The organism is Pedobacter sp. AC212 (assembly GCF_979258625.1).
In genome coordinates this window covers 3,438,449-3,450,660 of record NZ_OZ409870.1, presented here as the reverse complement: position 1 = coordinate 3,450,660, position 12,212 = coordinate 3,438,449, and the positions used below count along the sequence as shown (strand labels likewise).

The 12,212-nt window shown below is 38.3% G+C and carries 8 protein-coding genes; 7 read left to right on the top strand and 1 reads right to left on the bottom strand.

Going from position 1 to position 12,212, the window contains the following annotated elements:
- Positions 1 to 128 precede the first annotated feature (128 nt).
- The gene (locus tag ACZZZC_RS14765) at positions 129 to 893 is read left to right on the top strand and encodes a hypothetical protein (RefSeq protein ID WP_463482738.1); all 765 of its coding nucleotides are present in this window, start codon (positions 129 to 131) and stop codon (positions 891 to 893) included.
- A 1-nt stretch (position 894) separates the two neighbouring features.
- Here ACZZZC_RS14765 and ACZZZC_RS14760 read toward each other — a convergent pair whose 3' ends face one another.
- Positions 895 to 1,947: an endonuclease/exonuclease/phosphatase family protein gene (locus ACZZZC_RS14760; RefSeq protein ID WP_463482737.1), complete on the bottom strand. Its 1,053-nt coding sequence runs from the start codon at positions 1,945 to 1,947 to the stop codon at positions 895 to 897.
- Positions 1,948 to 2,240: 293 nt separating this feature from the next.
- Here ACZZZC_RS14760 and ACZZZC_RS14755 point away from each other — a divergent pair, with 293 nt between their 5' ends.
- The 6 genes from ACZZZC_RS14755 (at position 2,241) to ACZZZC_RS14730 (ending at position 12,122) form a co-directional block, all read left to right on the top strand.
- Positions 2,241 to 2,843 (top strand): RNA polymerase sigma factor, encoded by a 603-nt coding sequence (locus ACZZZC_RS14755; RefSeq protein WP_463482736.1) that lies wholly within the window; start codon positions 2,241 to 2,243, stop codon positions 2,841 to 2,843.
- Between the two features lie 62 nt (positions 2,844 to 2,905).
- Positions 2,906 to 4,051 (top strand): FecR family protein, encoded by a 1,146-nt coding sequence (locus ACZZZC_RS14750; RefSeq protein WP_463482735.1) that lies wholly within the window; start codon positions 2,906 to 2,908, stop codon positions 4,049 to 4,051.
- 43 nt (positions 4,052 to 4,094) lie between these two features.
- Positions 4,095 to 7,700: a SusC/RagA family TonB-linked outer membrane protein gene (locus tag ACZZZC_RS14745; protein ID WP_463482734.1), complete on the top strand. Its 3,606-nt coding sequence runs from the start codon at positions 4,095 to 4,097 to the stop codon at positions 7,698 to 7,700.
- Positions 7,701 to 7,704: 4 nt separating this feature from the next.
- Positions 7,705 to 9,135, top strand: coding sequence for a RagB/SusD family nutrient uptake outer membrane protein (locus ACZZZC_RS14740; protein WP_463482733.1), 1,431 nt, complete (start codon positions 7,705 to 7,707; stop codon positions 9,133 to 9,135).
- Position 9,136: 1 nt separating this feature from the next.
- Positions 9,137 to 11,584 carry a zinc-dependent metalloprotease gene (locus ACZZZC_RS14735; protein ID WP_463482732.1) on the top strand — a complete coding sequence of 816 codons (2,448 nt, stop codon included), beginning with the start codon at positions 9,137 to 9,139 and terminating at the stop codon, positions 11,582 to 11,584.
- A gap of 1 nt (position 11,585) precedes the next feature.
- Positions 11,586 to 12,122 (top strand): DUF3347 domain-containing protein, encoded by a 537-nt coding sequence (locus ACZZZC_RS14730; protein WP_463482731.1) that lies wholly within the window; start codon positions 11,586 to 11,588, stop codon positions 12,120 to 12,122.
- Positions 12,123 to 12,212: the final 90 nt, after the last annotated feature.

The following is a 12,212-nucleotide window of genomic DNA, read 5'->3' as shown; positions in this document are numbered from 1 at the left end:
TGAATTTGGAGGATGATTAGCAAAATATAAAATTTAAAATCCCGATACAAACTTTTATGGAAATCACCCATTGAGGTATTGCATCCTACCGTGATGTGTGGCAATTTTAGTAAAAATAAAAGAGGGTTATGTTACACAAAATATTAGTGCTTGTTTTGATGCTTTCATCTTGCGGTGAAACAGATGCACAAAACAAAAAAGTAGTTAAAAAAGCAATTGTGGTAAAGCAGGTTTCGCCATTATTTGTAGGCAATTATGAAGGAATCAATAATGCTAAAGCCATTTCAATTAATTTGAAAGCCGATGGAGCGAAGGTTTCAGGATCATTAATCATGAATGGAGAATCAGCGAAAATTTCGGGCATTGCTTCAAAAAATATTGCCAGTGGGAAAATTATCGAAGATATTAGTGGTAAAGTCTATGCTTTTAATGCAGAACGAAAATTAAATACATTATTCTTTTCGATTACTTTTCCAGAGTATAATAATCAGGTGGTTAAAATGGAGCTCACCAAAATTAATGCGCTAAACACTGCCAATTTAACTAAGCAAAGAGATTCGAGATTATTGGGCACCTGGCGCAATACCGAAGTCATCAGTAGTGGGAGTGGAGAGTTTTATTCATCTTTTTCTACCGATTATTTTCTTACGCTCAATGCGGATGGAAGCGCCTTTGCATGGTCTGGAAAAAGCGCTGGCGGAACCAAAGATGTTATGGTTGATGCCAATGGAAATGGTAAAGCCCAAAAGATGGAATGGTACACGCAAGGTAAAAGTCTATTTTTTGTTGATCCTTTAAGTAGAAAGCAATCATCGGTAAGCTTTTATGCAGAGCCAGCCCGAATGATGTTATCTACCAACAATAGCAAAAAGGTTTACCATCGAATGAAGTAATTTACTCTACTTCTGCATTAACTTTCTCTTCTGCCAGTTCAAGATCTTCTTGTGTGGCTTGCGGTTTTTCATTTTGGCTTTCTGCCTTCGGGTTATGTTGCAATTCCACGCACATAGGGAAGTGATCGGAGCCACAATTTTCCAGGCGTTTGATGGAGTTAAGAGAAAAATCTGTCGAGCAGAAAATATGATCTAAAGGAAAACGCAAGAAAAAATAATTGGCATTAAAAGAGTTGAAAAATCCTCTGCCACGTCTTGGGTCAAGCAATCCGCTAATTTTACCGAATAATTCAGTGGTATAACTCCAGGCGACATCATTCAAATCGCCCATTACAATCACTGGGTACTTATCATCTTTTGCTTTGTTTGCCACCAACAAGATCTCTTTGTCCCGCTCTGTTGATCGAGGATTTTCTTGCGGTACTGGTGGCTCTGGATGTAAACAAAACAATTTAACCAACTGTCCTGATGGTAATTTCACCAAAGTTTCAATAGAGGGGATATCACTTTTGACGAGGTAGTTTACCTGACCATCAATTAATTCATATTTAGAGTATAACAGCATTCCGTAGGTATTTTCCAGCGGAATTTTAACTTGATGTGGATAATCGTTGCTTAGAAAATCCATTTCCTGCTGCCACCATAAATCGGTTTCTACCAATAGAACCACATCTGGCTTGCACTCGGCGATGATTGTAAGATATTCATTCGCTTTTCTATTCTCCTGAAAAACGTTTCCGATAAATAATTTTAGGGTAGAAGAAGTTTCCTTGTTTTTAGAATCTATAATCTGTTTTTTACCAAAAATGGTGAAGGGACTAATCAGATATAGTAAATAAAAAAGGTTAAGCAATAAAGCAACTATAATAATGAGATCAACTGTGGTTTTTGGAAAATCAAATAAAAATATAACCCCAACTAGCACCAGGTTTAATACCAGCTTTTGCAACCTTGGGTATTCAAACACCCTGAAAATCCAGAAGTCGTGACGGATGAATGGAATGAGTGTTGAAATGATAATCAACAAACTAAGAAAAAATGGAACTGAATGCATCAAATAGGAAAGTTCGGCAGGCGACCGAGCGCTTTAAGTTTAGTTTACAATTTTTAGAACGTATTTAACACCGCTTTGTTTGTTTTGACTGCGTGAAATACTGGATTCAGCCTTGGATTTTTAATTGACAGGAGTCTTGTACGCTAATTTGCAAACGCTAACCTCAATTGTAAAATCCTCAAGGGCATCTGTTTAATGTAAAATATGACTGAAATTCTTTAAATTTAATTCATATTGGATGTGCTTTCAGGATTTCTTAACATTTAATTAGCATAATTTGTAGCTTTGACAAAATGTCCCTTGAAAATCTGAACGATAGCGACGAATTAAGATACCTCGAATACTTAAAAAGTGGTCGCAGGGAGGGTTTTGATTTCATTTATTCCACCTATAGCCGGCTGCTATTGCCAAAACTGCAGCGCATGGTTAAGAATAATGAAGTTGCTGATGAGCTTTTGCAGGATATTTTTCTCAAAGTTTGGATAAACAGGAATGATATCGACTTATCTAAATCTTTTAAAGGCTGGATTTTTACCATTGCGCAAAATACGGTTTATGGCTACTACAGAAAATTGGCCTTAGACATTAAAATGCAGAAATACCTGATCGAAACCTTTGCAGAATTTTACAATCAAACCGAAGATTACATTTTTAACAAAGAACGTTACGCCTTACTAAATTCAGCGATAGATAAATTACCAGCTCAACGCAAGGAAATATTCAAACTTTGTAGGTTAGAAGGTAAAAGTTATCAGGAAGCTGCCGAAATTCTAGCAATAAGTCCTTCAACTGTGAGTAATCAATTGGTAAATGCAACGAAATACGTAAAGCGCTATGTTTTTTTTCATTCCCAGGAGTTTATTATGCTCTGTATTCTGGCATATTTAAAAAAATAACAAAAAAAATCAAAGTGCGATAGTGTGTTTGTCCATCTCGTGCATAATATATAATGACAACGATGGAGAAAAACTCAATAAAACCAGAACTATTTGAAAGATTTATTGCTAATGAGAGCAATGCTGCGGAGCTTAACCAGCTTTTTCAGTATTTTGAAGTTGCTGATGAATTGGAGTTGAAAAACTTAATTGCCGCTGAAATTGAAAGTGGTGCCGAAGACTTTGATACACTTGGAAACCAGAAGCGTCTGGATGCTATTCATGCCAAACTTACTGAACATCTTTTTGAGAAGAAGACAAGTAAAGTTTTAACCTTGGTAAGAACTGGCAGCTTGCTTAAAATTGCTGCAAGTCTCCTCATCATTTCACTATTTGGCTTGCTTGCGTACAGGCTTTTAAATCCTGGTCACCTAATCACTCCAGGAACTGCAATTGCCACATTAAGTTTTGATGGTAAAAAGACCAAACTTGGGGTAGGACGTGACACAACGATTTATCAGAAAAATGGCATTCAGGTAAGTACAAAGGCGGATGGCACTATTGTTTACATGGCTGTAAATGCTGATTCGGCAACGGCCTCGAGGTTGAACACGCTGGAAACGCCGAAAGGTGGCGAGTACAAAGTTACTTTGGGCGACGGCTCAATTGTAATGCTCAACGCTGGCTCGAAGCTAACTTTCCCAACAGATTTTAGAGGAACTGAAAGGAAGGTTTCTGTAGAAGGTGAGGCCTTTTTCCAAGTGGCTAAAAATGCCGCAAAACCATTTATTGTTGCCGTTGCTGGTAGTGAAATTAAGGTTTTAGGGACACAGTTTAACGTGAGCAGTTACCCCGAAGATCGGGAAACAACCGCAACATTGTTAGAGGGAAGCATTCAGTTTTCAAATGCGGGTCGCAAGGTTATTTTAAAGCCAAACCAACAGGTTTCTGCAGGCTACAGTAAATTAGAGGTGAGAAATGTTTCGGCCGACGATTTTGCAGCATGGACCAAAGGTGAATTTTTGTTTAACGATGTTCCGTTGAATGTAGTGATGCAAAAACTTGGGCGCTGGTACAAAGTTGAAGTCGATTTAGCTGCGATGCCGCAGAAAAACCTGTACATCAAAATATCCCGCAAGGCGGATATTGATGAGGTTCTAGAAAACATTTCAAAAGCCACCGGTTACCAATTCGAGATCGAATCGAATAAGATTGTTTTAGAGAAGTAAGATACCCGTCGTCGTCAGTTAACAACCAACCAAACTAAATTTTATGACAAACCACTACTTTCGCTTCGTCCGATCGGGATGCGGCTATTTATTAAACTGGTCGGCATTTCTATGCATAGCGATGCTAGTTTCGCTAAATGTATCGGCGCAAAATAACCAGTACAATTTTGTTAAAGCACCACTGAATACCGTTATTTCGGAAATTTCGACCAAAACCTCGTATGAATTTGTATATGATGCGGAACTGGTGAAAAAAGCTACGCCAATCAGTTTAAGCCTTAGTACCACCAGTATCAGAATATTAATGGATGCGGTGGTTAAGGGGCAAGATTTTACTTACGAGATTAACAACAACAAAACAATTGTACTAAAAGCGGTTGCTCAAAATCTGGAAGAATACACTGTTCATGGAATGGTTACCGATAGTATCGGTGGGCCACTTCCGGGCGCTTCAGTAAAAATCAAGGGGACCAATAAATATACCACCACAGATGGTAATGGGCATTTCAATGTAAATTTAAATAGCCAGTTCAATACTTTGGATATAAACTACATTGGATACCTCTCAACCACACAAAAATTTGATAGAAATGCTGCTTTAAAAGTGGTAACGGTAAAATTGAATGCAAATTCATCTTTGCTAGCTGATGTGGTCGTAAATGGTTTTCAATCTATTAGCAAAGAGCGATCAACTGGAGCAGCAACCATCATTGACGAGAAAAAGCTAAACGAAAATATTAATATTGACATACTGAGTGCGCTTGAAGGCCGTGTTGCAGGATTGGTTTATAATAAAAATCCAAACGGGCAGGGTCCTGATCAGCCAGTGTTAAGAGGGCAGGCTACATTTACAATAGTAGGAGGAAACGCTCCCTTAGTTGTAATTGATGGTTTGCCAACAGAAACCCCTTTAGAGGAAATTAATCCTTATGATATTGAATCAGTTACTGTTTTAAAAGATGGTGCTGCCGCTTCAATTTACGGATCAAGATCGGCAAATGGGGTGATTGTATTAACGACTAAAAAAGGAAAAGAGCCGCTTAAAATTTCTTTAAATACCGATTTTTTCATCGATACCAAACCTACTTTCGAAAGTATGCATTATGCATCAACTGCTGATATTGTAGATTTTGAAACAGATGTTTATAATAGAGAACGTGCCCGTTATGCCAATACTGAAACCATGTTTGCCGCTTATGGAACAGTTGCTAATGGAAGTATCAAATATTACAGTCCCTTATATCAGTTATTTAGAGATAGAGATGCGGGCAAAGTGACCACAGATCAGTTTAATCAACAAATAAGTTCTTTTAAAAACGCAGATTACTACGAGCAATATCGCGATAACGTATGGCAGAATGCTTTTCGTCAACGTTACAACTTGTCTTTGAGTTCAGCAGGTTCTAAATCAAATACTTTTGCATCCATCAACTACGATCGCTCTGCTGAACGTATAGTAGGAAATAACAGCCAAAAATTTACACTTTATTTCAAAAATACTTATAACATAAAAAAATGGTTGTCAACCAACATCGGTTTTAATGGTGCTTACTCAACATCTACTTCAACTGAAGGAAGTTATGATTCTCATACCGCTATCTCCCCTCGATATGCTTCCATAGTAAATCCTGACGGGAGTTTGGTATACTCAAATTATGTTAATCTTCAAGACGGTATTGCGGGTTCGATTATTAATGGTGCAGTTGCAGGAGCACTTAGTAACATGCCGCAATATAAATCATACCGATTTAATATTTTGGAATCGCTGAATGAAGGTTTAACAGATGCCAATACGGTTTCTTTAAGAGCTTTTGCCAACGTTCAAGCTAAAATTATGGATGGTTTGAATTTCTCCAGCCAGATTCAGTATGAAATGGGAACAACAAAAGCAGAGCAGATTTATGATGTAAACTCCTATAAAATGCGAGCGGCATACAACGCATTAGTGAATTTTACCCCTGCTACCAATGTTTATACATTTGGATTGCCTACAGGTGGTAGAATAAGCCAAAATATGCAGCAAAAAAACTCTTATACCTTTAGAAATCAATTGAGTTTTGATCGATCCTTCGGTGATGGAAAACATTCCATAGCTGCTATTGCAGGTACAGAGATGCGTCAAACCTTTTCACCTATCGGAATGAGTGACATTAGATATGGTTACGATCCGGTAACGTTAACATCGACTATAATTAATAATCAAATTGTGAGTCAAACAGGCTTACCGAGCTACATTTTTGGTGGTAATAAAACTCTCGGTATTGCTGGTCGTAGCTTCCAAGAAACTAAGCACAGAAATCTTTCTTATTTTTCAAATGCCAGTTATACTTATTTAAATCGTTACAACGTAACTGGTAGTTTCAGGATAGATCAGGCAGATCTATTTGGAGCTGATCCAGAATTTAAAAACAGGCCATTATGGTCAGTTGGTTTAGGGTGGAACGCTAGCAACGAAAAGTTTATCGAATCGCTTGGTTGGGTTAATTTGCTCAAACTTCGGGCTACATATGGTGTAAATGGAAATCAAAATACGGAAACCACAAAGTTCTTAACTGCAAGAAGAGTTAATGATAATCTATTTACATCACTTCAATATTTAAACATTATTGGCTTGCCAAACCCGAAATTGAGATGGGAAAAGACAGAAACTTACAACTTAGGTTTGGATATGGCTTTTTTGGGTAATCGACTACGCGGAACTATTGATTTTTATGATAGAAAAAGTACCGATTTAATGGTAACGACTGATTTAGATCCAACTGTTGGAACAGCATCATTAACCATTAATAATGGTATCTTAAGAAATAAAGGAATCGAGTTTACAGTAAATGGCGATTGGTTTAAATCTGGCGATTTGATGTTAAGTTCTACTTTTGTTTTGGGTTTTAATAGAAGTAAAATTGGAAGAGTAAATAGAGCGCTGGCAACTGCTACTTCATATGTAAGCTCTCCACAAACCTATTATACAGAAGGCACAGACTATAATACTTTGTATGCTTACCGTTATGGTGGTATGGTTAATGGTTATCCTTATTTCTTGGATGAAAATGGTAAGGCAACGCTTGAGTTTGATGCAACCGGAACTCCAATAGTATCTACAAGTAGAGATATCAATAACTATGCTGCTTTGGTAAGTATGGGTTCTTTAATACCAACCTACAATGGGTCATTCTCTCAACGCGTTTCCTACAAAAATTTTGATTTAAGTGCCTTATTGGTTTTCTCTGGTGGCAATGTGATGAGGAAGGATGTGACGCCATTAGGTTCAAACGATATCTCTGATCAGGATATTACACAGCGTTATAAAAATGGGATCACGCCTGAATTGCCAAGGTTATATGTTGATTATTCAGAAGCGATGCTACAGCGAGCGTCTACAATCTCAACTTTGTGGCAGAAAGCAGATGTGAATGTGGTAAAAGCTGATTACGTTAAACTGAGAAGTATTTCTCTTGGTTACAGTTTGCCAAAACAGTTTATCAAAAAGTTCAATATTCCATCAGCTAAATTTACTGCACAGGTTAACAATCTGTGGTATGCAAGTGCTGCCGGAGATGATATTGATCCAGAATCATATTCGCTGAACTCGGGTACGAGAACACTTCAAAATCCAAAATCATTTGTATTGGGCATCAACTTAACTTTTTAACGTCATGAAAAAAAATATAGCAATACTTGCATCTTTTCTAATTGTCTTCGCAATTTCTGGATGTAAAAAATATACTGATTTAACGCCAAAAGGATCACTAGTGATAGAGAATGCTCAAGATTATTATGAGTTAGTTTCTTTTCCAAATAGAGCATATCTCATCAGTAATTTTCAATATCTGGTAGATGATATGTGGATTAAGGAATCGAATTTCATTGGTATTACTCCAAATATCAATACCGTCCATTTCAGTTTCAACGAAAATATCGATCGGGTATCAATGATCAGTTCATCTAACTTTTACGATCGTGCCTACTTATATATCAATCGCTGGAACACCATCATTTCATCGGTAGATGCAAGTAAGGGCGAACAAAACGTTAAGGATTTGGCCAAAGCTGAAGCCAAAGCATTGAGAGCTTTTGATCATTTCCTGTTAGTTAATGTTTATGCTAAAGCTTATAATCCGGCTACTGCCGCTACCGATGGTGGAATTTGCATCATGGATAAATATGATTTAGAGGCACAACCTACTAAATCAACAGTGGCGCAGGTTTACGATTTCATTCAGAAAGATATCGATGAAGCTATTCCGTTTTTACAGGTTCAGCCCAGCGATCCATATCATCCATCTTTGGCTTTTGCCTGGGCGCTAAAAGCGAAAATCCATTTATTTAAAAGAGAAATTGCACAGGCAAAAGAAGCATGCGAGAAATCGCTTTCTTACAATAACCAGATTTTCGATTTGGTAAAATATACCACTACGCAAGGCGGACCAGCGGTTACGCCAATTATAGCGCCTAATAATCCTGAAGTATTGAGTTATCAATACATTCAGGGCTACAACGAAACTAATTTTGGTTATACCTGGTTAATTAGTCCTGAGTTAAGAGCTTTATTCGGAACAAATGATGCTCGCTTTAACCTGTTTTTTAATACGACAAGCGCAAGCTTTTTGGATATTGGTTCTGGTGCTGCCTATTACAGTATTGCTTATACACGCTTTTTCTATCCAACAGTGGGTTTGAAAACTACCGAGGTTTATTTAATGCAGGCTGAATGTTTGGCCCGTCAGAATGATTTGGCAGGAGCAATGGCCGTTGTAAATAAGTTGCGGGAGAAGCGTATTCTTTCTGGCACCATTAATCTTCCTGTTCCGGCAACGCGGAAAGAAACTATGGAAATTATTATCAATGAGCGCAGGAAAGAGATGGTATTAGGCTTTAATCGTTTTTTCGATTTAAAAAGATTAAACACCGAAACAGAATATGCAAAGACAGTAGTTCGTACCTATCCTGTGGTGAACAAAACTGTTCCTCAGCAAACCTATACGCTCTTGCCAACATCAAGATTGTATGTGATTCCGTTTCCGCTTAACATCCTAAAGAAAAATCCAAACCTAACTTTAAATACCGACGAAAAACTTCCGTTTTAAGATGAATTTTAAACAAATTTTACTTCCGATTTCATTTGCGCTCTCCTTAACAGCATTTGGTCAAAAACCGGTTGCAAAACCCGATAGTACGGTTAAAAAAGCTCCTGTTGAGTACAGCAAAATTATCCCTGCCAGTGCTATTGGGCAAGATGGACTTTTCAATGTTCGTCAGGTTGATCAAAAATGGTTTTTTGAAATTCCTGATAGTTTGCTTGGCAGATATTTGCTTGCCGTGACCCGATATGTCACCACTCCTCAAGGATTTGGGAGTTTCGGTGGTGAAAAAGTGAACGAACAAACATTATATTTTCAGAAAGGGAATAACAATAACCTGTTTCTTAAAGGTGTTGTGTATCGCCAGGAAGCTAAAAGCCTCGATGGGCCTATCTTTCAAGCGATGATGCAATCGCAGGAAAGCCCGATTGTAGCCAGTTTCGATATAAAAGCGAAGAATCCGGTTACGGGGAATTATGTAATTGATGTAACGGATTTTTTTAAGAAAGACGTGGCCGTGGTTTCAATTTCTGCTGATGAAAAATCAACGAAAAAGTTAAATAGTTTAGCCGACGATCGTTCTTTTATTGAGAAGATATCCTGCTATCCGATTAACACCGAAATTAAAACCACCAAAACATATGCAAGTGCTGGTTTGGGCATTCCCGCTGGAGCTTTAACCGGCGCCGTTACCTTGCGTTTAAATACCTCTTTTATCCTTTTGCCTAAAGTGCCCATGCGTAAGCGCATTGCTGACGAGCGAGTTGGATATTTCAATAACAAATACATCCTTTTTGATGATGATTATCAACGTACGCAAACCAAATATTTGGTACAACGCTATCGCTTAGAACCGAAGCAGGAAGATATTTCAAAGTACAAAAAGGGCATTTTGGTTGAGCCAAAAAAACCAATTGTGTATTATATAGATCCGGCTACGCCAAAAAAATGGCGTCCTTATCTAATCCAGGGGATAAACGATTGGCAAAAAGCATTTGAGCAGGCGGGTTTTAAAAATGCCATCATTGGTAAAGAATGGCCTGTTGCAGATACGACGATGAGTTTAGAGGATGCCCGCTTTTCGGTGATCAGATATTACGCTTCGGAAACGCCGAATGCCTATGGTCCCCGAATTAGCGACCCCCGCAGTGGTGAAATTATGGAAAGCCATGTGGGTTGGTATCACAATGTGATGAAACTGGTGCACAACTGGTATATGATTCAGGCTGGTCCGCTAGATAAAAGATCCCAAAAAATGCAGTTTGATGATGAATTAATGGGGCAGTTAATTCGCTTTGTTTCCTCACACGAGCTTGGGCATACGCTTGGGTTAAGGCATAACATGGGTGCAAGCAGCCAAACTCCGGTAGAAAAACTTCGTGATAAGGCCTGGGTGGAAAAGAACGGACACACAGTTTCGATCATGGATTATGCCCGCTTCAATTATGTGGCGCAGCCTGAAGATAATATTTCTCCAAAAGGAATTTACGCCCGGATTGGTGCCTACGATAAATGGGCAATAAATTGGGGTTACCGGTATTTTGATGGTGAGAAAGATGAATATGCAGAGGAAAAGTTGTTAGATAAAATGACCACCGATACCCTCACCAATAACCCAAGATTATGGTTCGGTGGTGAAGGTAAAGACGAAGACCCACGTAGCCAGTCGGAAGATTTAGGCGACGATGCCATTGTTGCCAGCGACTATGGAATCAAGAATTTGAAGAGGGTAGTGGCTAATCTGAAACAGTGGACATACGAGCCTGGAGATCAGTATAATAACCTGGCTGAGCTTCACAAGGAAGTTGTTAAGCAATACAGTCGTTATTTGTACCATGTAATGAAAAACATTGGCAATCGCTACGTAACTACCCGAAGTGTAGATGAAAAAGGAGTGGTTTACAGTGAGGTTCCTAAAAAGAAAGTGAAAAGCGTAGTGAGCTATGTTGGTCGCCAGGTTTTTGAGGCACCACTTTGGATGTATCCGGCTGATCTGGCTAAATACATCGATTTAAAGCCGATGGAACAAATTTCCGATCAGCAATCGCAGATGTTAAATATGTTTCTTAGTCCGGGGATGCTTTATAATTTAAGTCAAAAAGCGCTAACCTCTGCTGATCCATATCCCGTAAGTGAATTTTTGGATGATTTAATGGTAACAGTTTGGAAAAAACCTTCACTCGATATTCAGCAGGATACTTATTTAAGGAATTTACAACGTTCGTATGTAGAAAAGATAGGCATGGTCATCAACCCGAAAGATGTTGCAGATGGTAAGATGATGAGTGGTGCTCAGCGGAGCGATGTTCGGCTGGAAGCATTGGCGCACATTAAAGCCATCAGAAGAAAGGTAGAAGAAATCATTCCTCAAACAACGGGTATAAATAATCTTCATTTGCAGGATATGCGCATCGAAATCGATAAAATTATTAAAAAGACAACCATAAATCCATAACATGAAAAAATACATTTTAACAGGTTTGCTTTCTATTGCTGCCTTTGGTTTTTCGGCATCTGCCCAAGTAAAAACATCGGCACAAGAAGTAGCTACGCCAGAACTGGCAGAGAAAAGGGAATTACTTAAGAAGCAGGTGATCGCAAATTATTTAGGTATGAAAAATAGCCTCGTGCTTTCTGATGAGAAAAAAACAGCTGCTTATGCCAAAGAATTTTCTAATTCGCTTACGTTATTCAAGTTTAAAAAACTGACGCTAGAGGAGATGAACATCGCGACAGTTGCCAGACAAAGCATTAAAGCCCTTGCAGATAGTATCACTGCCGCTCCATCTATCAACGAACAGAGAAAACTGATGGAGAAATTGTCGACTCAATTTTGGGCAAATATCGAAAAGTATAAACCAGCAAACACTGCTCTTTATCAGCAAAGATGCCCTATGATGGGAACAACATGGGTGAGTGATGAAAAGAAAATCGCAAATCCTTATTACCCTAAAAATATGCTGACTTGTGGAGAGGTGATTGCGGAGAAATAATAGAAAGATTTTAAATAATAGTTAATGATAGACTGCTGCAGAATAACGGATGTTTTCTGCAGCTTTTTAGTTTTCGGATTTCCTCTTCAT

Excerpts from the sequence above, each read along its gene's own strand:
- ACZZZC_RS14765 (WP_463482738.1), top strand. The coding sequence starts at position 129 with ATGTTACACAAAATATTAGTGCTTGTTTTGATGCTTTCATCTTGCGGT.
- ACZZZC_RS14760 (WP_463482737.1), bottom strand. The coding sequence starts at position 1,947 with ATGCATTCAGTTCCATTTTTTCTTAGTTTGTTGATTATCATTTCAACA.
- ACZZZC_RS14755 (WP_463482736.1), top strand. The coding sequence starts at position 2,241 with ATGTCCCTTGAAAATCTGAACGATAGCGACGAATTAAGATACCTCGAA.
- ACZZZC_RS14750 (WP_463482735.1), top strand. The coding sequence starts at position 2,906 with ATGGAGAAAAACTCAATAAAACCAGAACTATTTGAAAGATTTATTGCT.
- ACZZZC_RS14745 (WP_463482734.1), top strand. The coding sequence starts at position 4,095 with ATGACAAACCACTACTTTCGCTTCGTCCGATCGGGATGCGGCTATTTA.
- ACZZZC_RS14740 (WP_463482733.1), top strand. The coding sequence starts at position 7,705 with ATGAAAAAAAATATAGCAATACTTGCATCTTTTCTAATTGTCTTCGCA.
- ACZZZC_RS14735 (WP_463482732.1), top strand. The coding sequence starts at position 9,137 with ATGAATTTTAAACAAATTTTACTTCCGATTTCATTTGCGCTCTCCTTA.
- ACZZZC_RS14730 (WP_463482731.1), top strand. The coding sequence starts at position 11,586 with ATGAAAAAATACATTTTAACAGGTTTGCTTTCTATTGCTGCCTTTGGT.